The 25,229-nt window shown below is 35.0% G+C and carries 23 protein-coding genes; all 23 read left to right on the top strand.

Features of this window, described 5'->3' with window-relative positions:
- Nucleotides 1-11 precede the first annotated feature (11 nt).
- The 23 genes from cysS to C1Y58_RS00480 all read left to right on the top strand — a co-directional run bounded on the left by cysS (nt 12) and on the right by C1Y58_RS00480 (nt 25,209).
- The gene (gene cysS, locus C1Y58_RS00590) at nt 12-1,409 is read left to right on the top strand and encodes a cysteine--tRNA ligase (RefSeq protein WP_105614048.1); all 1,398 of its coding nucleotides are present in this window, start codon (nt 12-14) and stop codon (nt 1,407-1,409) included.
- Nucleotides 1,410-1,418: 9 nt separating this feature from the next.
- Nucleotides 1,419-1,859: a Mini-ribonuclease 3 gene (locus tag C1Y58_RS00585; RefSeq protein ID WP_105614047.1), complete on the top strand. Its 441-nt coding sequence runs from the start codon at nt 1,419-1,421 to the stop codon at nt 1,857-1,859.
- Nucleotide 1,860: 1 nt separating this feature from the next.
- Complete coding sequence (locus C1Y58_RS00580; RefSeq protein WP_105614046.1) at nt 1,861-3,465, top strand: putative polysaccharide biosynthesis protein; 1,605 nt, start codon at nt 1,861-1,863, stop codon at nt 3,463-3,465.
- A 1-nt stretch (nt 3,466) separates the two neighbouring features.
- Nucleotides 3,467-4,201 carry a 23S rRNA (guanosine(2251)-2'-O)-methyltransferase RlmB gene (gene rlmB / locus C1Y58_RS00575; RefSeq protein ID WP_105614045.1) on the top strand — a complete coding sequence of 245 codons (735 nt, stop codon included), beginning with the start codon at nt 3,467-3,469 and terminating at the stop codon, nt 4,199-4,201.
- Nucleotides 4,202-4,373: 172 nt separating this feature from the next.
- Nucleotides 4,374-4,757, top strand: a complete 384-nt coding sequence (locus C1Y58_RS00570) for a hypothetical protein (protein WP_105614044.1) — start codon at nt 4,374-4,376, stop codon at nt 4,755-4,757.
- Between the two features lie 269 nt (nt 4,758-5,026).
- The gene (locus C1Y58_RS00565) at nt 5,027-5,902 is read left to right on the top strand and encodes a carbohydrate ABC transporter permease (protein WP_105614043.1); all 876 of its coding nucleotides are present in this window, start codon (nt 5,027-5,029) and stop codon (nt 5,900-5,902) included.
- Between the two features lie 12 nt (nt 5,903-5,914).
- The gene (locus C1Y58_RS00560; RefSeq protein WP_207655685.1) at nt 5,915-6,811 is read left to right on the top strand and encodes a carbohydrate ABC transporter permease; all 897 of its coding nucleotides are present in this window, start codon (nt 5,915-5,917) and stop codon (nt 6,809-6,811) included.
- 42 nt (nt 6,812-6,853) lie between these two features.
- Complete coding sequence (locus tag C1Y58_RS00555) at nt 6,854-8,236, top strand: ABC transporter substrate-binding protein (protein ID WP_207655684.1); 1,383 nt, start codon at nt 6,854-6,856, stop codon at nt 8,234-8,236.
- A 93-nt stretch (nt 8,237-8,329) separates the two neighbouring features.
- On the top strand, nt 8,330-9,802 hold the full coding sequence (locus C1Y58_RS00550; RefSeq protein ID WP_157949878.1) for a sensor histidine kinase: 1,473 nt from the start codon (nt 8,330-8,332) through the stop codon (nt 9,800-9,802).
- Between the two features lies 1 nt (nt 9,803).
- On the top strand, nt 9,804-10,478 hold the full coding sequence (locus C1Y58_RS00545; RefSeq protein WP_105614041.1) for a response regulator transcription factor: 675 nt from the start codon (nt 9,804-9,806) through the stop codon (nt 10,476-10,478).
- A gap of 22 nt (nt 10,479-10,500) precedes the next feature.
- A complete protein-coding gene (locus tag C1Y58_RS00540) occupies nt 10,501-10,995 on the top strand; it encodes a GNAT family N-acetyltransferase (RefSeq protein ID WP_157949877.1) in 495 nt (164 codons plus the stop codon).
- 18 nt (nt 10,996-11,013) lie between these two features.
- On the top strand, nt 11,014-11,475 hold the full coding sequence (locus tag C1Y58_RS00535; protein ID WP_105614039.1) for a GNAT family N-acetyltransferase: 462 nt from the start codon (nt 11,014-11,016) through the stop codon (nt 11,473-11,475).
- Nucleotides 11,476-11,638: 163 nt separating this feature from the next.
- Nucleotides 11,639-12,253, top strand: a complete 615-nt coding sequence (locus C1Y58_RS00530; protein ID WP_105614038.1) for a class I SAM-dependent methyltransferase — start codon at nt 11,639-11,641, stop codon at nt 12,251-12,253.
- Between the two features lie 39 nt (nt 12,254-12,292).
- A complete protein-coding gene (locus C1Y58_RS00525; RefSeq protein WP_157949876.1) occupies nt 12,293-12,934 on the top strand; it encodes an HAD family hydrolase in 642 nt (213 codons plus the stop codon).
- Between the two features lie 390 nt (nt 12,935-13,324).
- Nucleotides 13,325-14,989, top strand: coding sequence for a RimK family alpha-L-glutamate ligase (locus C1Y58_RS00520; protein ID WP_105614036.1), 1,665 nt, complete (start codon nt 13,325-13,327; stop codon nt 14,987-14,989).
- Nucleotides 14,990-15,417: 428 nt separating this feature from the next.
- The gene (locus C1Y58_RS00515) at nt 15,418-16,710 is read left to right on the top strand and encodes an alpha-L-fucosidase (RefSeq protein ID WP_105614035.1); all 1,293 of its coding nucleotides are present in this window, start codon (nt 15,418-15,420) and stop codon (nt 16,708-16,710) included.
- Nucleotides 16,711-16,722: 12 nt separating this feature from the next.
- A complete protein-coding gene (locus tag C1Y58_RS00510; protein ID WP_105614034.1) occupies nt 16,723-17,736 on the top strand; it encodes a carbohydrate-binding family 9-like protein in 1,014 nt (337 codons plus the stop codon).
- A 16-nt stretch (nt 17,737-17,752) separates the two neighbouring features.
- A complete protein-coding gene (locus C1Y58_RS00505; protein WP_242985303.1) occupies nt 17,753-19,162 on the top strand; it encodes an alpha-L-fucosidase in 1,410 nt (469 codons plus the stop codon).
- A gap of 38 nt (nt 19,163-19,200) precedes the next feature.
- Complete coding sequence (locus tag C1Y58_RS00500; protein WP_242985302.1) at nt 19,201-20,136, top strand: ABC transporter permease; 936 nt, start codon at nt 19,201-19,203, stop codon at nt 20,134-20,136.
- 14 nt (nt 20,137-20,150) lie between these two features.
- A complete protein-coding gene (locus C1Y58_RS00495) occupies nt 20,151-21,110 on the top strand; it encodes a carbohydrate ABC transporter permease (RefSeq protein WP_242985301.1) in 960 nt (319 codons plus the stop codon).
- A gap of 29 nt (nt 21,111-21,139) precedes the next feature.
- Nucleotides 21,140-22,792, top strand: a complete 1,653-nt coding sequence (locus C1Y58_RS00490) for a type 2 periplasmic-binding domain-containing protein (RefSeq protein ID WP_105614032.1) — start codon at nt 21,140-21,142, stop codon at nt 22,790-22,792.
- A gap of 77 nt (nt 22,793-22,869) precedes the next feature.
- Nucleotides 22,870-23,889 (top strand): glycoside hydrolase family 18 protein, encoded by a 1,020-nt coding sequence (locus C1Y58_RS00485; protein WP_157949875.1) that lies wholly within the window; start codon nt 22,870-22,872, stop codon nt 23,887-23,889.
- A gap of 174 nt (nt 23,890-24,063) precedes the next feature.
- On the top strand, nt 24,064-25,209 hold the full coding sequence (locus C1Y58_RS00480) for a GntR family transcriptional regulator (protein WP_105614030.1): 1,146 nt from the start codon (nt 24,064-24,066) through the stop codon (nt 25,207-25,209).
- Nucleotides 25,210-25,229: the final 20 nt, after the last annotated feature.

Below are 25,229 nucleotides of genomic sequence, written 5' to 3'. Positions count from 1 at the left end.
GAGTTGATCTTATGAAAGTATACAATACTTTATCTGGCAAAAAAGAAGAATTTATACCCGTAGAAGAAAACAAAGTGAAGATGTATGTCTGTGGACCTACTGTTTATAACTTTATTCATATAGGTAATGCAAGACCTTATATCGTATTTGATGCTGTGAGACGTTACTTCGAATACAAAGGTTATGATGTTAATTACGTACAAAATTTCACAGATGTCGATGATAAAATTATCAAAAAGGCTAATGAAGAAGGTATAACCGCAGCAGAAGTTGCAGAAAGATATATTAATGAGACATTAAAAGATGCCGATGGTCTTAACGTTAAGCGTGCTACAACCCATCCAAGGGTTACCAATGAAATAGATGGTATTATCGAGATGATTCAAACCCTCATCGATAAAGAGGCAGCTTATGAAGTTAATGGAACAGTTTATTACAATACTCAAAACTTTGATGAGTATGGAAAGCTATCCAAAAAAAATCAAGAAGATCTTGAAGCTGGTGCACGTATCGCTGTCAATGAAGACAAGAGACACCCTATGGACTTTGTTTTATGGAAGCCTAAAAAAGAAGGTGAACCAGCATGGTCAAGCCCATGGTCGGATGGTCGCCCAGGGTGGCATATCGAATGTTCTGTTATGGCAAAACGCTATTTAGGTGAAGAAATAGATATTCATGCTGGTGGTGAAGATTTAGTGTTCCCTCATCATGAAAATGAGATAGCACAAAGTGAAGCAGCCAATGGAAAAGCCTTCGCTAAATACTGGATGCATAACCGTTTCTTGAACATTGAGAACAAGAAAATGTCCAAGTCAGAAGGCAACTTCTATACAGCACGCCAAGTAGCTGAAGAATTTGGTTATGATGCTATCCGTATGTTCATGTTAAGTGCACATTACAGAAGTCCTATTAACTTCTCAAGAGAATTAATGGAATCAGCAAGTAATTCACTAGATCGTATTCAAACAGGTGTATTCAATATTAAACACGTTATTGAACATACTGAAATTGAGAAGATGACAGAAAATGAAGAATTACGTAAAGCTACCGTAGAAGGTTTGGTTAAGAAGTTTGAAGAAGCCATGGACGATGATTTTAATACAGCAGATGCTATTGCAGCTATATTTGAACTGATTCGCTTCTCCAATACAGAAATTACTGGTGATGTAAGTAAAACCTATGCAGAATTCTTACTTGATCGCATAACAACTTTATCAGATGTGTTAGGATTAAAGGTTGAAAAAGAAGAAGAATTACTAGATGAAGATATTGAGAAACTTATAGAAGAAAGACAACAAGCGAGAAAAGATCGTAACTTTGCAAGAGCAGATGAAATTAGAGATGAACTTAAAGCGAAAGGTATCCTATTAGAAGATACAAGAGAAGGTGTACGCTTTAAAAGGATATAAGGTGATAGAATGACAAAGGAATTAGATAGTTGGTTTGAGGCACTTAATATACCAAAGGTGAATACAAGACAATATTCACCTTTGGTCTTAGCATTTATGGGTGACTCCATCTATGATTTAATCATACGTACTAAAGTGGTAGCAAAGGCAAATGCACCTGTTAATAAGTTGCATTCAGAATGCAGAACCTATGTCAAAGCTTCCGCTCAAGCAGTAATAGTTAAAGGCATCATGGACAAGCTGACAGATGAAGAGGTAGCTGTATTCAAAAGAGGAAGAAATGCTAAGTCCGCATCAGTTCCTAAGAATGCCAATCTAATGGATTACAAAAATGCCACAGGATTTGAAGCACTATTAGGTTATTTATATTTAGAAGGTAGGATGGAACGCATCTTCGAAATTATTAATTTTGGGATTGAAGGACTGGAGCAAGATACGACGGAGGAATAGTATGTCGAATAATACAAAGAAATTTGTGCATGGGGCAGTTTTATTATCCATTGCAGGTATTGCAACAAAACTGATTAACATGTTCTTTAAAGTACCTTTACAAGCCTTTGTTGGTGATGAAGGTCTGGCTTTTTATTACAATCCTTATCCCATCTATACATTATTTATTGCAATTTTTATTACTGGTATTTCATCGGCCATGTCTAAGATGGTATCTGAGAAGTTAGCCTTTAATCGCTATGAAGAAGCACATACCATCTTTAAGTACATGTTAATGATTTTAGTGGTCTTAGGTGGATTATCATCAATTTTATTATTTGGTTTAACTGAATTCATTGTTGACATTGCTGGGTGGGACCCTGGAACCGTTTATGCATTAAAAGGAATGGCCATAAGTCCCGTTATTTTAGCTATTGTTGGTGCTATTCGCGGCTATTTTCAAGGCATGCAAAACATGTTGCCATCAGCTTTTGCGCAAATTTTCGAATCCCTTGGTAAAGTGATATTTGGTATTGGCTTCGTCATGTTCTTATTATCTATGGGATACGATATTGATTATGCTGCAGGTGGAGCAGCTGTTGGATTGAGTATAGGCGTCTTTTTAAGCATGTTATTCCTTGTTGTTATGTATGGTTATAAGCGAAAAAGCATACTGAAGAAAGTTAAAGAAGATCAAAGTGGTAATGCTATTGTTTTCTCTCAGGTATTCAAGTCTATTTTTACAATTGCTATACCAATTGCCATAGGAGCAGCTTGCTATACCATGATGAACTTTATCGATTCATTTACGATTGTTCGAGAATTAAAGCATGTAGGTCTAGATTTCGCTGCTGCTAACGAGATGATGGGTCAGAAGATCAAGGCTGATACCTTCATTAATATCCCTATGGTTCTTAGTGTATCTTTGGTCATCAGCATATTACCAGCTATATCAGAAGCTGTAGCCTTAAAAGATATAAAACAGCTTAAAGAAAAGATAGATATAGCATCAAAGTTGGCTTATTTAATTGCCTTGCCAGCGAGTATTGGTATTTTTATATTAGCCAAGCCTTTACTCCAATTGTTTTTCTTCAGTGATCCAAGTGGAGCAGGGGTTTTAGCTATCTACAGTTTGAGCATACTCTTTGTTATTATGGCTCAAACCTATACGGCTGTACTTCAAGGAATTGGCAACGTCTACTTGCCATTAATTAATTTAGCAATAGCATCTGCTATAAAGCTATGCTTCAATATGATGTTGATCAATGATGCACTCTATGTTAAAGGAGCAGTATTAAGCTCTGTTATTGCCTATGGAAGTTTGGCTATACTTAATTATATTACTGTGTCGAAAAAAACAAATTATAAAATCAATATTCCTTTCCTATTAAAAGGATTCATTTCAACATTGGTTATGGGGATTTGTACTTATGGAACATTTTACTTCATCCAGAAGATGACTAGCATAGCTATTTTGCAAATAGGTGTTAGTGTTATGGTTGGCGTATTGGTATATGGTATATTAATCATTTTAACGCAGGCGCTAAAGGAAGAAGACTACTATTATATTCCACAAGGTGAGCGTATTTATAAAATAATTAACAAAATTTTTTACAGAGGTAGATAATATGAAGGATAATATTTTGATTGGACGTAATGCAGTCATTGAAGCATTTAAAACAGAGCGGACTATTGATAAAATAATGATTCAAAAAGGATCAAAAGAAGGATCTATCAAAAAAATAATTAGCCAAGCAAAAAGTAACGGCTACGTTATACAAGAAGTCAATAAGGAAAAATTGGACAGTCTTTCTGAAGGTGAAAAGCACCAAGGAGTTATTGCTTTTATTGCTTCTTACGATTATTCAACACTTGAAAATATTATGGACAGAGCCAAAGATAAGGGAGAAGATCCTTTTATCATTGTTCTTGATAATATAGTTGACCCACATAACTTAGGTGCTATCATTCGTACAGCCAATATCGTTGGTGCTCATGGAATTGTCATACCTAAGCGTCGTGCTGTTGGTTTGACGGCTGTTGTGGCAAAAACATCAGCTGGGGCTATTGAACATACTCCTGTAGCCAAAGTCTCCAATATTGGAAGAACCATTGAAGATCTTCAAAAGAAAGGTCTTTGGGCGGTATGTGCTGATATGGATGGAGATATGATGTATGATGTAGATTTGAAAGGTCCTATCTGCCTTGTTATTGGTAGTGAAGGCGAAGGTGTGTCACGCCTGGTAAAAGAAAAATGCGATTTCATAACCCGTATTCCGATGAAAGGTGAAATTAACTCACTTAATGCATCTGTTGCAGCAGGTGTTTTGATGTATGAGATTATACGACAACGTATGAAATAAAAGTATGCATAATGAGGTAGAAACTACTTTATTATGCATTTTTCTTTCTCTTTTTCTTGGAAGTTAATGGGTGCGACTTTACTTTATGAGGAATTTAGCATATAATATAGACTAGATAAGCAATTCCGCCAAGAAAAAATGTTTAGAATATTTTCTAAAAGGAGGTACGACAATGCTTAAAAGAGATGATGTAATTGATCGACTACATGATTTAAACTTACCAGCAAATGAATACTGGGCTTCAGCTAGAACAGCTTTAGTTCTACACGGTGTTAGATATGATACAGAGAGCATAGAAATTGGTTGTACAAGTACGTTATACAAGGAATTGCTAGAAAATAACGACAAAGCCAATAAGGATGAAGAATCTTTACATATCAAAGATGGACAAGTTATTGTTAAAGAATGCGATGGTGATGAAGTAGAATATATAGAAGATTTACCTGTAGCAACTTTAAACAGTATCAAAAAACACAAGGTAGGATCTAAAAATCCAGAAGACATCAAAGATATAGAGCTGATTGATAAACTAACGATTATATTGGATAGTTTTTAATAATAATTAAATAGTTGAATGAAAAAGTATAGTATATTACTATACTTTTTTTTATACCATGGAATTTGTCCTTTCAAAATAGTTTGAGAAAAGACTGGACTTGTGAAAGCCACACTTCTTCGATATGATTAATACAGAGATCAGGTTAATGACTCAGATGTTGTACATGAGTAAAGTTCATAATGATTCTTATATGTTGACTATTGAACTTAGTTTGCGTTAGATGATATGAGAGGGTGGTTACTATTTATCGCAAGGAACATAAAAAAATGATTATTCTATTTTTATTACCTGTTACGGTCTTATATTTATTCTTTTTCATTTATCCATCAATCAGAGCTTTTTATGTTAGTTTATTTGATTGGAGTGGATTCTCAAATGATATGGACTTTATTGGATTAGGTAACTTTATCGAATTATTCCATGACAGCCATTTCTGGTCTGTGGTGATGAACAATACTTTCATCATTATTTTTATTGGAGGTATCATAATTTTTACTATTGCCTTTATATTATGCGGCGTACTCACAACAGATATCAAAGGGAAGAAGTTCTATCGAGCTATATTGTTCTTTCCCTCTGTGGTGAATCCGGTAGCAGTAGCTATTTTATGGTCCTTTATCTATAATAAACAATGGGGATTACTTAATAATCTGTTACGAGTTATAGGGTTAGAAAACTTAGAAAAGGCATGGCTTGCACCTGACACCCTTATTTGGTCTATCTTAGTGGCTTTAGTATGGATGTATACAGGCTTCTATTGCGTTATACTTCTAGCTGCTTTTGATCGTGTACCTCAAGGGTTAATTGAAGCGGCACAGTTAGAAGGTGCTAATGAGCTTAAAATATTCTTTAAAATAAAAATTCCTATGATCTGGGATGTTCTAACAACAGCAATCATATTATGGTGTATTAATGCTGTGAAGGAATTCTCACTGCTCTATGCATGGGGTGGAGGGGTGGATGTCCCGCCACCAGGGTCACAAAACTTAGCAACATATATGTACATGACAGCTTTTGGCCGACGAGTAACCATTTATCGCATGGGTTATAGTACTGCAATGGGAGTGGTGATGTTCTTATTAATTGTAACTTTTGTTATTATCGTTTCACTATTGGCTAAACGTGAAACCATTGAATATTAAGGAGGAGTACTTATGGGAAATGCAAAGATCAATCGGAATAGTAGTCCTTCCTTAATGTATGAACGTGGTATGCGAAGGGTTATAAAGAGTGTGCCTGGGTTTTTAGTGAAGATATTTTTAAACTTATGGTGTGGGTTTTCATTATTTGCCTTTTTGTGGATACTCATTGGTTCCTTGAAGACCAATCGGGAACTTTTTGAAAATGTATGGGGGTTCTTCCAAGCGCCACAGTGGAGTAATTATGCTAACGTTTGGAACAACTATCACTTGAATACCTACTTTATCAACAGTTTATTAGTTGTATTAGGAGCGGTCTTTGGCTTGATTGCTATCTGTGCTCCAGCATCTTATGTTCTATCAAGAATACCTTTTAAATTCAAGGAAGCATTTTCGCGGTTTTTTACATTTGGTATGGGCGTACCTTATCAATTGCTATTAGTACCACTATTCTTTGTTTTATTCAGTTTGAAATTAATCAATAGTCTAGTAGGTCTTTGCTTAGTTTATATAGCTTTATCCATACCATTTACTATTTTCTTAATGATGGGATTCTTTAAGACACTACCCAGTCAATTAGAGGAAGCAGCTTATATCGATGGATGCTCTCCTATCAAAACATTTTTTAAGATCATGTTACCACTTGGGCGCCCAGCTTTAGTTACATCCGGTATATTTAATCTCATTTGGCTTTGGAATGAATTTTTATTAGCATTAACATTATTGACTAAGGACAGCAAGTACACTTTATCCATAGGCTTGTATTCTTTACAAGGTTCTATGCAATACACAGGAGATTGGGTTTCTTTATTTGCTGGTTTTACAACGGTTGTAGTACCTACATTTATGGTGTATATTCTTCTATCACGAACGATCATGGAAGGTTTGACTATGGGAGCAGTGAAAGAGTGATAGTTGACAAGATATAAGTAGAATAATAAGGGGGTAAATGAATTGAAAAGTTTTAAGAAGGTTTTAGCATTACTACTTTCAGTCATATTTATTATGGGGTTATTGACTGCATGTGGCGAAACAGAAACAGCTAAAGAAGAAGGTGTAAAAACAGAAGTAAAAGAAGAGGCTAAAAATGAGCCTAAAGAGGAGAAGGAAGAGACAAAGAATGTTGGTAATCTGAATTATGTTTCCATGTGGAATGAAGGTGAACCACAAGCAGAAGTCATCAAAGCGATTTGTGCTGATTTTGAAGCAGAAACAGGAACAAAAGTGGAGGTAGAATTTGCAGGACGTGACGTATTAACAAAGATTAGAAGTCGATTATTGATGAATGATGCTCCTGATATCATTGATCAAGACTTAAGCGAATTAAACGGGGCGTTAATGAAAGAAGAGTCCTTAGTATTGCCTTTAACAGACTTCTTTGCTGAAGCAGGTCCTGAAGGTGGAACCATGATGGATGTATTTAATGAAGATGTGGTTAGACTCTATGAGCAAGAGGGGAATCTTTATTACATGCCATATTCTTATATAACTTCAGGCTTTTTCTATGATAAATCTATGTTTGAAGAATTATCATTAGAAGCACCAAACACTTGGGAAGAGTTTGTTGTTAACAATGAAGCTTTATTAGAGGCAGGTATTGCGCCATTAGCTTTAGATGGTAACATATCTTTCTACAACGCTTATTATTATTATTGGTCAGTTATTCGTGTATTAGGTAAAGGTGCTTTATATGAAGCAGCTGGAGATAAAACGGGTGCATCATGGGATGACCCAGGTTTCTTAAAGGCAGCTGAACTGGTTTATGAAATCAGTAAGGGAGGCAAAAACCACTTCCAAGACGGATATGAAGGTAGTAATTATCCAGCTGGTCAATCGGATTGGGCTTTAGGTAAATCAGGTAGTGTACTATGTGGTAGCTGGATTCCGGTCGAGACAAAAGATATTGCAGATGCAGATTTTAATTTTGGTTTCTATCCTTTCCCAATGGTTGATGGTGGAGTAGGTTCTAATAAAGATGTTGAAGCTTACCTCATTGGTTGTGCTATTCCTAAGGATGCACCTAACCCTGAAGGAGCGAAAGAGTTACTTCGATTTATGATGGAGAAAGAATATGCAGAGAAATATGCGACAGAAACTCTTAATATCTCAGCACGAAAAGATGTAGCATATCCAGACATACTTGCTGATATAGAACCAGTAGTGAGTAGTGCAGAAACTTTCCATCTTTCCTATGATGGTGCCATGGCTATGTATTCTGAATGGTTTGCTAACGTATTTTATCCTATCGATAATCAGTTGGTATTTGGTGAATTAACACCAGAAGAGTTTATTGAAAGTCTAAAAGCAGAATCCATAAAGTATTGGGCTAACAAGTAAAAAATATAACAAAGGCTAGGGGAGTAGTTCATACCCTAGTCTTTCTATTTATCTAATTTTCTGATAAAATAGAGAGAAGATGGGGTGATGGTTGTGGTCTATTTAGTGGGGATGTATATCATTTTTAGCATACTCTTAATTATTAAAAATCATAAAAATCGATCGATTATATGGTTCATACTCATGCTCATAGGTTTTTGTATGGCAACCTTTGGACTTGCCTTTTATAATACATACATATCCAGTTCTACCTTTTCGGAAAACATGCTTTTTAAAGATGTAGAGGAATATATCTTAATGTTGAATTATTACTTGGATCTAGATATACTTCAACAATTTCGTATCATGAACATTGGGACGGGACTCTATATTTATGGAGCTATCTGTTTTGCAGTATCATTTATGCGACGAACCAAGGTGACTCACTATATACTTCTAGGAATAATTCCTTTATTATTAGTTATGGTATTTGATTCCGTGTTTTTAGAAAAACTCTATGGTTTTGATACCCACACACTATATGAGATTAGCCTTAAGGAGATTAATAAACGTATGGCTTTAGTCAATATATTTTTCAACATCATGATTAAGACTTATTTATTTGCAGCTACTTATGTGATGATATATACCTTTATCAAAACACCTCAAGTCATTCGGAAGAAATTCAAATACATGATGATAGGAAGCATCCCTATATGGCTATTATTTATGTTATTATTTTTTTATTTTCCTAATCACAACATTATCTTTAGGCGTTATGAACAGCTCTACATGTATAATTTTACTTACAATGATTTTTTATACAAAACGGTATCTTACTTGTGTGTCATATCCGTTATTATATTGATCATTGCTATGTTTAAATATAATATTTTTGAAACATCAGAAAGAAAAAAACAGATTGATTTTGAACAGCAATATGAAACAGCTAATATTGGTTTGCGGATTTTTTCGCATTCCATTAAGAATCAGTTTGTGGCCATCAAGTTATTAGCTGAACATCTTGAGCAAGTTGAGGATTCAGAAAGAAAGCAGGCTATTTCCAAAGAAATATTAAATGTTTGTGATGATTCAATATCTAAGCTCAGCAATTTATCTAAGAATACCCAAAAAATCGAACTACATTATGCAAAAGAAAACATCAATGAGCTGATTCGAAGGAGTATACGTAAGTTGTCTAAAGACTTCATTAACTATGAAGACAGACAGGACTTGGAATTATTTATTGATAAAAATCAATTTCTAAGAGTTATGGATAACCTGTTAATGAATGGTGTAGAGGCCGTTCATGAAGAAGAAAAACCAGAAATAGTAGTTACTTTAAAAGACAGCTGGGATTATGGCATTATTAAAATAAAGGATAACGGTCATGGGATAGAAGAAAAAGAGCTTAAGAAAGTTATTCGTCCTTTCTATTCAACAAAGCCAACAGTTTCTAATTGGGGCGTAGGCTTAGCGTACTGTCAAAAAGCCATTGCTGCATTTGGCGGTGTTTTACATATCGATTCACAGGTCAATAGGGGGACAACTGTAGAAATATATATACCCAAAGAAAGGAGAGGGTAAGATGATCAGATGTATGATTGCTGAAGATTACGAGACACTTAACAATATATTTTATAACATTATCAACTACGAAAAGGATATGGATGTAGTCTTTCGGGCCTCTTCTGGTAAAGAGCTTTATGAACAAGTAGTAAAAGAACAACCAGATGTGATCTTAATGGATGTGGAGATGGAGACACCTTTAGCAGGTGTTGAATACAGCAGTAGGATATTAGCCAAGTATCCAGATGTAAGAATTATTATATTAACTTGCCACGAAGATGAAGAGATCATTATCAAAGCCTATGAGGCGGGAGTAGTTGATTATGTTTTAAAGGATAATTCGTCTTCGGAGATATTAGAAGCTATCCGAGCGGCTTATAATGATACCTCACCTATACGTTCTTATGCAGCGAATGCCATTAGAAAACAACTGAAAGAGATAGGAAGCTATAAGAATAGTTTATTATCCATTACCAATATACTATCGACTTTAACCATTTCTGAACTAGATGTGCTACGACTATTATTGGATGGTAAAAAGCAAAAAGAAATTGCTAAGGTACGCCACGTTGAACTCAGTACGGTGAAGTTTCATGTCAGCAGTATATTGAAGAAATTTAAATGTAAACGAGCAACAGAAGTCATTAACACCATTAAAGATCTAAATTTAGAGGCTTTATTCCAAGAGCAATAATTGATATGAAAGGATGAAAGATATGCTATTAAGAAAAGCTGAAATAAATGATGCAGAGAAATTACAAGAGTTGATGATACGTCTAGATCAAGAAACCAAATACATGCTTTATGAGCCAGGGGAACGTAAAAAAGATATTAAAAGAATGGAGAATATGCTTCAAGACTTTAAGGAAACAGAGAGTGCTTTTATTGTTGTAGAAGATGATAAGGAATTAGTTGGTTATATTGCATGTAAAAGAAGTCCATTACAAAGAATTAGACATATAGGTTATATCGTCGTTGGGATAAGACAGGATTACAGTAACCAGGGTATTGGATCAAAGTTATTTAATGCTGTTGATCAATGGGCAGAAGAGGCTGGGTTAACTCGCATTGAATTAACAGTCATGACCCATAACTCTAGAGCAGTACATCTCTATGAGAAAATGGGCTATGAAGTTGAAGGGAAAAAAGAAAGGTCAATTAAGATAGATGATAAGTATATTGATGAGTATTATATGGCAAAACTAATATAATGGTAGGAGTGATAAGTATTGATCAGTTATATAAGAATTCCTCTAACAGAAGTCCATCGAATGAAGGAATTATGGCAGCAACTGAATGAGCATCACTATCAGCAGACGCCTGTATTTAGAGAAGATTTTGTGAACTATACCTTCGAAGATAGGATCAAAAAAATTACCTCAAAAGTAAACAGTAAGGAAAACATACTCTTAGAATTGGTTATTGATGAAAAAGAAAATAAACCTATTGGCTACTGTATTACTACCATAAACGATGGTCGTAATGGCGAAATTGATTCCCTTTATGTAGATAATCAATATAGAGGTTATAATGTAGGCGGAAAACTAATGGAGAGGGCAGTTAAGTGGATGGACGAAAGAGATGTTGAAACCCAGATCATAGGTGTAGTAGCTGGGAATGAAGATGTTTTAGAGTTCTATAAACGCTATGACTTTTATCCAAAGGCTTATGTCTTAAAAAGAAAAAAATAATAAAATCAAAGAATAAGAACAGGTGTTGTGATTAATTTACAATGAGTGATTTGTCAAGCTATTACTTGTTGGAATTGGTGAACATGTGTTCTTGTTTTTTGTCTTCAATCATGCTATAATAATTGCATCTTATTTTTTTAGCACCTTTATTGGAGGGAAATTTATGGATGAAAGTATTAAGTCCACTTTGGCTGAGAGCTATAACAACAACGCGCAATTAAGAGAGGGGAATAACATTGTAAGTTGGAAAGAAAATGAGCTATTAAGAGCCTTGGACTATATTAATTTAGAAAATAATAGTCGCTTTTTAGATTTAGGGGCAGGATCAGGCATCTATGGTGAATATTTTAATAAACAAGGCATCAATGTTACATGCATTGATTTATCATTTGAGTTGGTAAGTCAATGTGTTGATCGTGGCTTACACGCAAGACTAATGGATTTTTATGATCTACAATTCGAGGATAATAGTTTTGATTTTGTTTGGTCAATGAATTCCCTATTACATGTTCCTAAGCAAAGCTTAACAAAGGTTTTAGAAGAAGTTCATCGGGTCTTAAAGAAGGACGGGCATTTTTACATGGGATTATATGGTGGAGAAGATTTTGAAGGTATCTACGAAGATGATTCTTATGAACCTAAGCGATTTTTCTCTTTCTATACCGATGAAGCACTCATTGAATCGGTGGGAGAATTATTTACTGTGAAGGAGTTTAACAAAATTTATTTAGAGGAAAGACAAATGTATTTCCAGTCCATGGTACTTAGTCCTTTGTAGTAGATAGTAGAATATTTAGAATGAGAGAGGTTGATGCAAATGTCTTTTGAACATATCATTTGGGATTGGAATGGAACGCTTTTAGATGATGTAGATCTTGCTATTCACTCAATGAATCTTATTATGGCTGATAAAAAAATGAATCCATTGAGTAAAAAGGAGTATTTTAAACACTTTGGTTTTCCGGTCAGTGATTACTATAGGAAGATTGGTTTTGATTTAGAGCAAGAATCAATGGAAGAACTCTCTGATTTCTTTGTCACTAATTATCGTAACCATTTACATATGACAGGATTACATCATCGTGTGGATAAAACCTTGAAGAACTTTTCAGAGAATGGATTAACGCAATCCATTTTATCTGCAGCTGAGCAAAATGGTCTACATGAAATTGTCAAGCATTTTGGTATTAGAGAATACTTTACGGATTTGGTCGGCTTAGATGACCATCAGGCCAAAAGTAAAGTTGAAAGAGGACAAGCCTGGATCAAGAATCAACAAATCAATGTTGATAAGACCATAATGATCGGTGATACTATACATGATTATGAAGTAGCAAAAGCCTTAGGATGCCATTGTGCGTTAGTTGCTCACGGGCATCAACCTTTTGAGCGCTTGGAATTACAACATGGACTAGTCTTTAAAAACTTAGAAGAAGTTGAAGCATTTATACTAAAATAGATATAAAGGCATATGATCAATAATTGAATTTGATCATATGCTTTTTTTATGGAATAGGAAAGTTCGAGTTTTGCTCACAGGGTACCGTACTTTCCTATTTCAGATTTAACGTGGCGTTAGCCACTTTTGTACTACTGGATAGGTCTTTTTTTCTATAGTCTCAAGCCTTATGATTACCACGGCATTTAGCGTATAGAATATTATAATCGGTGATGTATATCAAAATTTCTTGGTAATTTGTGCTAAGTTATATTGCCACTTGATTCGTTTATTTCATATTTTATAATGGACAATATTTTATATTTATATGGGTATAAGATGAAATCAATATATTATGCCTAAAGAAAAGTTCTATTTTAAGCCCAATATATAGAAAGGAGTGAATCTAAAATGAAAATCGGTATAGTTGGTAGACGGAATTCTAAAAAATCAAAAGCTTTCCAATACTTTAAGACAGCAGCAAAAAGATTAAATATATCTGTTGAATACTATAGACCATCAGATCTCATTATAGAAGTAGATGAGGAAAAGGTTAGCATTCTCAATTATAATATGGAGCCTATACAGATTGATGGTATTATTGACTGGATTCCTTACGAAAACAAATATAACGAACTATTTGAAGCCTTTTCTTTTGCCGGGATACCTTGCATTAATTCTGCTTCTGCAGTGAGAAATTGTAGAAATAAAATATTAACCAATATGACTCTTAATAGATATAAAATATCCCAACCAAAAACAATTTTTATACCTAAACTCTCAAAGATTCCCAAAATATCATTGAAGACTCCTGTAGTTTATAAAAAGAAAAATGGGTGTAAAGGTAAGGGCGCGCAGAAATTTTATGGTATTGAAGATATGAATAATTTCTTAGAAAAAATGATGAAGAAAAAAGATATTTATCTTCAAGAGTATGTAAAAAACAATGGATGGGATATGCGAGTGATTGTTGTTGGAGATAAAGTTATCGGTGGAATTAAAAAAACTGCTAAGAAAGGTGAATGGAGAACTCATGTTGCTCATGGAGGGCAAGCAGAAGCTTATGAGTTAAATGATACCATTAAGTCTATGTGCTTAGAGGCTACTAAAGCTATGCATTTAAACTTCGCTGGGATTGATATTATTCAAGATACTGAAGGCAATTACTCCATATTGGAGGTAAATGGCGTTCCGGGATTATCAATATTTCATGAAGCAACAGGTATAGACATCGCTTATGAAATACTTAAATACTTTATAGAAGAACTATTGGATCAATCTGAAAAACTTAAAGCGCCTCAGGTAAACTATTATCAAATAGTCAGCAGTAAAATGGAAAAAACAAAAATTATTTTGAATAATCCGCTGCTAGTATCTTATATACCAGAAACACTGTATTTAAATGCAAATAACCTAAAAAGGATGCTCAATGAATTCAAAAGTGTAGTTTTTAAACCTGAGAGTGGTTCTGGTGGCAAATATGTTGGGTTAATTCGGCAAAACATTGATAGCAAAATGTATACCATTCATTATAAGACTAAATTTTATAATATGGCGAGCATTGATGAAATAATACAATTTATTGTAAAACTAAAACCTACCAAAAAGTTTCTTATACAAAAGGCCATTGATTTATTAAGATATAATAATAATCCTGTAGATGTTAGAATATTTATGCAAAAGCCATATGATAATTGGGAAATAACTGGTACCTTTGCAAAAGTTGCAGCTAAAAATAAGATGGTAACTAATTTATGTAACGATGGTAGTATGATGCATTTAATAGATGTTATCAAAAACAATGCCTATGATGAATCAGACCTTGAAAAACTAAGAGACAAGATGAATCAACTAGCTTATGATGTTGCAGATACTTTAATTAAAGTATATCCAGGACTTAGGGAGCTAGGTCTGGATATAGGGATAGACAATCATCTGCACCCTTGGGTATTAGAAGTGAATACAAAACCCTGTTATAGTCAACTTTCCCTTCTTGAAGATAAAGCACCCTATAACTTAATTGATAATTATCACAATCTAATTCTTGATTCAATAGAGTATTATGATCGTAGATAATATATTATGCTTTATTTATATAATTAGTAACTCACCCAATGATTGAGTTTGGGTGGGTTATTTCACTGTAAAACATAATATTTGATGGGTGTAACATAATTAAAAGTATATCAAATGATTTGTCTATAATTAATAGGTAACCAAGAGTAAATGCAGCATGATTACTAAAAAAATAAATTTATATATAATATTAGTGTTTATTATTGACTATTAAATTTGTTAATGATATAATTTAACACATAAATGGCAACTAATAAAGTATATCATATTAATAATATAGTATAGAGAATAGGAAATGGCTGAGTGTTTAAGGTATATTATTTATGAGGTGATAAAGTATTGCTTGCTAGAGTTACCAGAAAATGATCACAAGCTATAAAGTTCAGTTAATATTGACTAATTGGTAATCAGAGAGGGGGATAAATAGCATGATGCAAGAATGGTTTAAAGAAGCAAAATTAGGTATTTTTATTCACTACGGTATTTATGCTGTTGGTGATGTCTCAGAATCTTGGTCCTTTCATAATGGGCAGATTTCTTATGAAGATTATATGAAGCAGGCAGAAGGCTTTACAGCAGCCAACTATGAGCCAGAAAAATGGGCAGCATTATTTAAAAAGGCAGGTGCTCAGTATGCTGTCTTGACGACAAAGCATCATGATGGAATGGCTTTATTTGATACACAATATAGTGATTTAAGTGTTATACATAGAACACCAGCTGCAAAGGATATTGTAAAAGGCTATGTAGAGGCCATTCGTGGTCAAGGCATGAAAGTTGGATTGTACTATTCTTTGATTGACTGGTCCAGAGAAGACTACCGGTCTGTATATCCAGATGGCACTGATCCAGTAGACTATGGAGACGAAAACAGTTTTGCTACACCTGCAGGAGGTAAAGAAAAACCGGAATTATGGGAAAAATTCTTAGAGTTTAATAACAATCAAATGAAAGAGCTCATGACAAACTATGGAACCATTGATTTGTTATGGTTTGATGGTGATTGGGAGAGAAGTGCAAAGCAATGGCGTATGGAAGAATTTAGAGATTATCTGCATTCTTTCAATCCTAATGTTATACTCAACTCTCGTATGCAAGGTTATGGAGACTATGAAACACCAGAAATCGGTATCCCAGTAATCCCTCCTAAAGGTCCATGGGAATTTTGCACGACCATCAATACATCATGGGGCTATAGGGTTTCTGATAATGACTATAAATCTAGCTGGCAAATCATCCGAACCTTTTGTGATTGTATCACATTGGGTGGTAACTTACTTTTGGATGTAGGTCCCATGGAAGATGGTAGATTAGATCCACGGCAGGAGAAAGTATTATTAGATCTAGGGAGTTTTATCAAAGGGAATGAAGAAGCTATCTACGGTACCATAAAAGGTTTAGATTACTCTTTCTTCTTAGGAGGCAGTACCATAACAAAGGATAAGAAGACAATCTATCTGTTTGTATACGGTCAACCAGAAGGGGAACTGTGCTTAAAAGGGATTCAAACCAAGACGAAAAAGATATCGTTGTTACGTTCAGGCAAGGAACTTGGCTATACCTATACAGGTTCTATTCCATGGAGTGATGTACCAGGAACAATATGGATTAAACTGAATAAGGGCGATTTAGAACCTATGGTGACTGTTTTAAAAGTTGAACTTGAAGATGAATTAAAGCTTTACTACGGTCATGGGATTGTTGTATCAGATAATAACTAGGAGGATTAAAGAATGACCTATAGAATTCAAAAAGCAGATATTACTTTTAATCCCCCAATTTACTATTGCAAGAAGGCTAGTAAACCCTTCACCTTAGATGGTGACATCGATAAAGTGTTTTGGAATGATGCAGAGTATACCAGTGACTTTGTTGACATTGAAGGGGATATTCGTGGAAAGCCTCGCTGCTTAACTCGAGCAAAAATGCTATGGGATGATAATAATCTTTACTTTGCTGCTGAATTATGGGGAGATGAAATTTGGGCTCATGTAAAGGAACGGGATGCTGTAATCTTTCAAGATAATGATTTTGAAATTTTCATTGATCCGGATTCTGATACCCACCATTATTACGAGTTTGAAATAAATGCTCTTAATACTGTTTGGGATTTGTTTTTAACAAAGCCATATAGAGATCATGGGATTCCTCTTAACGGTTGGGATATCAAAGGATTAAGGAGCGCAGTTAAAATCAATGGTGCATTGAACGATCCCACTGCTGATAATAAAAGATGGACCCTTGAGGTAGTGATGCCCTTTGAGGCATTAAAAGAAGCCAATACATATAAGAAACGCCCTGAAAAAGGTGATTACTGGCGTATCAATTTCTCGCGAGTACAGTGGCAAGTTGATGTGATGGATGGCAAGTATGTTAAAAAAATGCATCCAATAACAGGGGAGTCGTTACCAGAAGATAATTGGGTATGGTCACCTACAGGCGTGGTCAATATGCACTATCCGGAGTTATGGGGTTTCGTATTTTTCTGTGAAGATAAAGAAGGCTATCCCATTCCTGACCATGAGTATGTTAAATGGGAATTACGTCAACTATATTATGCTCAGCACGGACATTTCAATGAAAAGGGTTGTTTCACTGCTGATTTAAAAAAGTTGCTGCAAGGTCGTAAGCTAGGGTTAGACATTTGTATTGAAGTGACCAAAAGTAATTTTGAAATGTATTGTCTAACACAAGATGGTAGTCAAGAAATTGCTATTTTGGGTGATGGAAAAATAATAATCCGATAGGAATGGAGTGAATTGAATGGGGAATCAATCTGAAATGGAAGTTCAAGAATTACAAGAAACAATGATTGAAGAAGGTGTTCATAACTACAGTGAAGAAAGTGATTATATTTACCCAACAGAGGAGGAACTTTTAGAGAGGTTAGAATGGTTTAAAGATCAAAAAATAGGCTTAATGATGCATTGGGGTATTTATTCTCAAATTGGTTTGGTGGAATCATGGGCATTAAGTGATCAAGATGGGGACTGGTCACGACATGATGTTGACTGGACTGATGATATGGAAATGTTCAAGGAAGATTATTTCCACTTAAATCAATCCTTTAATCCTATTAGATTTCAGCCTAAAAAGTGGGCACAGTTGGCTAAAGATGCAGGCTTTAGATATTTAACCTTTACAACCAAACATCATGATGGCTTCTGTATGTGGGATACGAAGTATACAGATTACAAAGTAACTGATGATGATTGTCCTTTCCATAAGAATCCTAATGCTGATATTTGTAAACATGTTTTTGATGCATTTAGGGAGCAAGGGTTGGCCATTTCAGCTTACTTTTCGAAAGCTGATTGGGCATCACCATGTTATTGGGTACCCGAAGACATTAAGAGCGAGCCAACATGGAGGGGACCATCATATAGCCCAGTAGAAAAACCAGACCTATGGGAGCAATTTGTTCAGTTTACTCATAATCAAGTCAAAGAGCTCTGTTACGATTATGGAAAAATAGATATGCTATGGTTTGACGCTGGTTGGGTTTGTCCTCAATCCAAAGTTAAGCAGGATATCCGTATGGGTGAATTAATCGATGAGATTAGAGAAACACAACCATGGATGCTCTGTGCAGATCGTACAGTAGGTGGTGCTTATGAGAATGTTATAACACCTGAGCAATGTGTACCAGAAAAGCCATTAAGCGTTCCATGGGAAAGCAATATTACCATGGGAAAAGGATTCGCTTTTACCTATGAAGATAACTATAAGAATCCTAGACAAGTAATCAATTTACTCGTTGATATTGTATCCAAAGGTGGCAATCTTGCTCTCAATGTTGCTCCACAACCTGACGGGCGTTTGCCTCGAAGTGCTATAGAAACCATGAAAGGTATGGGGGAATGGCTCAGCAAGTATGGGGAAGCCATCTATGAAACACGTCCATGTGAACCTTATAAAGTTAATCAAGTTGCCTTTACAAAGAAAGAGGATCAGTTGGTATATGCATTATATATGTATCCTGATGCTAATGAAATACCAAAGGGTGAGCTTTTTATTCCTTATACAAAAGAAATTAATAAGATTGAATTATTAGGATACGAAGAAAAAATTGATTTTACTCGTCAAGTGGATGGAATTGTCGTAACACTTCCAGAAACAGCTATACATGAGATACCTATTGCTCATGTATTGAAGTTGCATGTTGATAGATGAAAGTGAGCAATTTGAAAAAGGAGAGGGGGATGATGATTATGAAAGGCAAATCGATGAAACTAAAAACGAATCATAGTTTTTGGAAGAAGATAGCTAATAACTTCGATTTATATCTATTCGTATTACCTGGAATGATCATAACAACAATTTTTCATTATATACCTTTATATGGTGTGCAGATTGCATTTAGAAATTTTTCTGCTAGAAAAGGTATTTGGGGTAGTGCTTGGGTTGGCATGGAGCATTTTCAACGCTTTTTTGATTCGGCATCTTTTGAAATGGTTTTGTGGAATACTTTCGCTCTCAGTCTGTATTCTTTGATTGCAGGCTTTCCAATCCCTATACTTCTTGCGTTATTTTTGAATTCCTTTAGACACAAGCGGTATAGAAAAGTCATACAAACCGTTACATACGCACCCAATTTTATTTCCACAGTTGTTATGTGTGGTATGCTCATGTTGTTTTTATCACCACGTATTGGTATTGCTAATCATATTATTGGTTTGTTTGGGGTGGAACCGATTAATTTCATGGGTGAGCAGTCCATGTGGAGGCATATTTATGTTTGGTCTGGAGTATGGCAGACGGCGGGATGGAATTCTGTTATCTATTTTGCAGCCTTGAGTGGTGTTAGTCCTGAATACCATGAAGCAGCAGTTGTAGATGGTGCCAGTAAATTACAAAGAATGTGGTACGTAGATCTTCCTTTTTTAATTCCTGTTATTACAATCCTGCTCATATTGAATTGTGGTAGTATATTATCCATTGGATTCGAGAAGGCTTATTTACTACAGAATCCTTTGAATTTAAATGTTTCAGAAATAATTTCTACTTATGTCTATAAAGTGGGTATGATTGACAATGACATTTCGTTTTCATCTGCTATTGGTTTATTTAATTCGGTGATTAATGCCATTTTATTGATTTCAGTTAATTGGATTTCACGGAAGATTTCCGAAAACAGTCTATGGTAAGTGGGGGTGGAAAAATGCGTACTTTAATAATGAAGAATCAACACAAAGAGGGATTACGACAGAAAAGTAAAAAAGAAAGAGCTAAAAGGTCCAATAGTGATAAAATTTTTGACGGGGTTATCTTCGTTATATTGACCATTGTTTTATTAATTGTGGCTTATCCTTTATATTTTATCATTATATCTTCTTTTAGTGACCCTGCTGCAGTAGCTGGAGGAAATGTTACATGGCGTCCTATAGGGTTTACACTGGATGGATATGAAGCTGTTTTCAAAGAGGAAAATGTAATGAGAGGTTTTTTGAATTCCATTATCTATACGACGGTTGGGGTTTTGATTAATCTTGGTGTCACTATACCAACATCCTATGCTTTATCTAGAGAAGACTTTTTTGGAAAAAAAGCAGTTACGATTTTCTATTTAATTACCATGTTTATCAGTGGAGGTTTGATGCCCACCTACTTAGTTGTTCAAAGTTTAGGAATGATCAACACCATGTGGGCCTTGGTGGTACCGGGAGCTTTAAGTGTTTATAACATGATTGTTGCCCGAACCTTTTTCAAAACCAATTTACCTTTAGAACTTCTTGAATCTGCTAAACTGGATGGCTGTGGCAATACAAAATTTTTCATACATATAGCCCTGCCTTTATCAGGACCTATCATCGCTATATTAGTTCTATTTTACGGTATAGGTCATTGGAACTCATACTTTTCAGGATTGCTCTATATCATTGATCAAGAAAAATTTCCATTGCAATTAGTTTTAAGAAATATATTGATTAATAATGCATTGAGACAGACCCAAAGTATTTTGACTGAAGAAGCTTTAAAAGAAGCTGAACGATTACGTCAAGTAACGGAACTGATGAAATATTCACTTATCATTGTATCGAGTATCCCTGTCATGATTTTATATCCATTCATCCAAAAACATTTTGTTAAGGGTGTAATGCTTGGATCAGTGAAGGGATAATGATAAAATAAAAAATAGGAGTGAAAGAGATGAAAAAAGGGGTTGCATTAACTTTAGCTGTATGGATGATGATTTCCATTATGCTTACTGGATGTGGTGGAGAGAAGGTTTCGGATGAAGCCAATAACACAAGTACAGATGATGTGTCAAAAGAGGTTACGACAGATGAAGATGGGCGTGAAATGGTTGGTAACATGTATGTTGAAGGGCTACCCATTGTAAAAGAACAAGAAACATTTACAATCTTTGTGGATGACGGTGGTAGAGCAGAAGATAAGATTATGTACCCTATTTTAGAAGAACAAACCAACGTCAAAGTTGAATTGTTACTTTATCCATACGATACAGCATTAGAAAAGAAAAATATCCTTATTAATAGTGGGGAGTACCCTGATGTATTCGCCGGATGGATTTTAGGTCAAAAAGACATCCTAAAAGACGGCATGGAAGATGGGTTATATATTCCTATTGATGGGTATATTGAAAAGTATGCACCCAATATGCGTGAAGTTCTGGATATTAAAGGGGTACGTCAAACCATGACTTTACCAGATGGTCATATCTATACCATTCCTTATGTTATTGAAGCACCTCATGTGGATTTCAGTCCATGGATTAATTACGAATGGCTGGAAGCTGTTGGCAAGGATATGCCAACGACTACAGAAGAATTTAGAGATGTATTAAGGGCTTTTAAAACAGAAGATCCCAATGGAAATGGCATCAATGATGAAATTCCTTATTCAGCTAGTCCAGACAATTTAAATTTCGGATATCTTGCTGGTTGGTTTGGCGTTTCAGCTGGTCAAAAAGAACCTATGGGTTTTGCCATGGCAGATGGAGAATTGGTTTATCAATATAATACTGAAGGGTATAAAGAAACCATGAAGTACCTTAATAGCCTTTACGAAGAAGGCTTAATTGATCCAGAGATTTTCACACAAGATTCAGCTCAATGGACTGCTAAAGGTAAACAAGATCTATACGGTTGCTCTATGGCCTATGGACCTGGAGATTTTGTTGATGTTGATGTTGCTACAAACAGAAGTGCTTTTGACCCATTACCTGTATTAAAGAGTGAATTTGTGGATACACCTAACTATGCACGTAGCACTTATGGAGCAGCAACACTTAAGACTCAGGTGGCTATCACAGATAGAGCTAAAAATCCTGAGGTTATTGTAAGATGGTTTGATAATGTCTTTGAACTTGAAAACTCCGTTCAAATTCAAGCGGGTCTAATTGGTAAGCGTATTGAAAAGTTAGGAGAAGGTCAATATAGAGCATTAGATGAAACACTATTATCTGAAGCAGACCGTGAAAAGTATGGCTGGGGTAATATGTTTACACAATCCATGCCTAAATTTATTCCACTTGACTTCAAAGTTCTTCCCGTCGAGGGGAAAGAACTGCCCTATAATGATAAGAAAACTGCAGATGAATTATATGCGCCACATTTAACTGAAGCTATTCCTCAAGCTTGGGCAACAGCAGAAGATGCAAAACGTGTTTCTATCATTGAAACAGATATCAAAAACTATATAGTCAAAAAGCAAGCTGAGTGGATCAGTGGTCAAACAGATGTGGAAGCAGAGTGGGAGGATTATGTAGAACAACTCGATAAGTTAGGTTTACAAGAATTAATTGAGATGAGAAGACGAGCAGTGGATAGTGCACAATAGTTTCACAAGGCTGTCGTAATATAATCAATTACGACAGTCTTTAATTGGCTAATAAAATTTGATTGGAGATAATGCATATGAATGAAAAAATGATTCTAGGTTACGTAGGTAATACAGGGATTGTAACACCTAAACAAGCGAAACAACTCACGCATATAAATATAGCTTTTGGTCATCTGAATAGTGATGGTACCATTTCTGTAGAACATCTAACTGTTCTCAATAAGATGGATGAGATTCGATCACATAATCCAGACATCAAAATTGTCCTTTCTTTAGTGCCTGCAGAGCCTGATGCTTTCACAGTTTGCTGTGCTTCTTCGGAGTTAAGAGAAAAAGTCGGGGAATCATGTGCCAAAATGGTGACAGATTTCAATTTTGATGGTGTAGACCTTGATTGGGAGTATCCTTGTGTACCTTCCAATGGCGCAAATTGTACTCCAGCGGACAAGCAAAATTTCACATATTTATGCAAGACCATTAGACAACATTTAGATGCCATTGATGGTCAACGTTATGTATTGTCAATCGCTGCAGGTGCAGATTTATATTATGTTGAAAGTGTAGAACTGCCTGAGCTTATGCAGTATTTAGATTATATATGCTTGATGACTTATGACTTGAAATGTGGATTCCATGCACTAGCAGGGCATCATACACAATTGTATTCTTCAACCGGTGACGTATTCCGTAATAGCTGCGATCAAGCACTCAGGTTATTCCATCATGCTGGTGTACCTAAAGATAGATTATTGATGGGGGCAGCCTTCTATTCCAGGAAGTGGGAGAACATTGAAGACAGAAACCATGGGTTACTACAAATCAGTAAAAATGGTGGAGGCTATGGACCGGATTATGGATTACTTGTTGAAAGTTATGTGAATAAGAATGGCTATATACGCTATTGGGATGATGAAGCCAAGGCACCGTATCTTTTTAACGGAAGTACATTTCTTTCCTACGATGACGAAGAATCATTAAAAGCAAAATGTGATTACATTAAAGACGAAGGATTTGGTGGTATATTCTATTGGGAGCATAAATGCGATCCAACAGGAACTCTACTGGATACAATATGTAGAGAACTCAATGATTAAATGGCAGTTGTATAATATCTCTTTATTTCTAACTTTATTGATTGATACAATTTGTTAAAGGATTAGAATGAGTTAGCATTCATGCATAATTATTGATATGTGTATACAATAGAGTATTGATAGTTTATAATAATCGTTAGACAAAGTTATAAGTTAAGTAAAAGGAGGTATTTTATGGCGCAAGTGAAAAAACCACTGTATTTACAAATTATTGAATATGTAAAAAATAAGATAGAGAGTAATGAATGGAAACAGGGAGATCAATTACCGACAGAGATAGAATTAGCTGAAAAGTTTAACGTTAGTCGAATAACAACAAAGAGAGCCATGGAAGAGCTAGCTAGGGATGGAATCATTTATAGAAAAAAAGGTCGGGGTAGTTTTGTATCAGAAAATAGTTCTGTACTTAGAGCAACTCATAACCAAAGTAAAATCGTTTCCATAATAATACCTTATCAAAAAAATCGCGAAGAGATGTTGGATTATATTAAAGGCGCTACAGATTTCTTGAATTCCAAAGGATTTCATCTATCTGTCCATTGTGTAGAAAATGAGAATAACGAAAAAGAAGCTGAATACTTAAAAAGCATACCTTTACAGGATGTATCCGGTATCATTTATTACCCATCTAATGTGAATGATGATTACCAATATTTAATACCATTAAGTATCCAACATTATCCCATCGTTTTTATAGATAAATATTTTGAATCCTTACCTATAAGCAGTGTGGTTTCTGATAATTTTAATGGGACCTATAAAGCCATGAATCAGTTGATCCAAAAAGATCATCAATTCATAAGTTTTTTTAGTCGAAAACCCATAGAACGTGCGTCGTCATTAAAGGAGCGCTACATGGCTTACTGCCAATCCCTTGTTGAAAACCAGATAGAGTTGGATCATCATAGGATTGTCAACGGCTACCATGCAATGCTTATTCCATGTGATGATTATGAAGAACGAATCGGCGTTTTGGCTAATATGATCAAAGAGCAGTTAGATTTAGGCGTGACGGCCATCGTCACAGAAAATGATATAGATTTAGTTCAAGGGATAGGAAAACTCATCCATGAAGGAATCAAGTTTCCTGATGAGTTTACAATACTAGGATTTGATCATATGCAAATACCAGAGTTCTTCAATATGAAAGTGCTTTCAGTAGAACAGAACTTTTATGGAATTGGATTTAGAGCTGCTGAGATGGTGGTTGAAAGCATCGAAAACAATGAATATATCAATAAAAAAGAAGTTTTACCCGTTCGGATAGTTAAATGTGGTAATTCTGATGTCAATTATGCTGGCATAATGTGTAAACAGTAAGAAGATATCATTCATGCCTG

Source organism: Vallitalea okinawensis (assembly GCF_002964605.1).
Classification (GTDB): Bacteria; Bacillota; Clostridia; order Lachnospirales; family PQDH01; genus Vallitalea_A; species Vallitalea_A okinawensis.
Note: the sequence above shows the minus strand (reverse complement) of the source record. Positions and strands in the feature narration are given on the sequence as shown.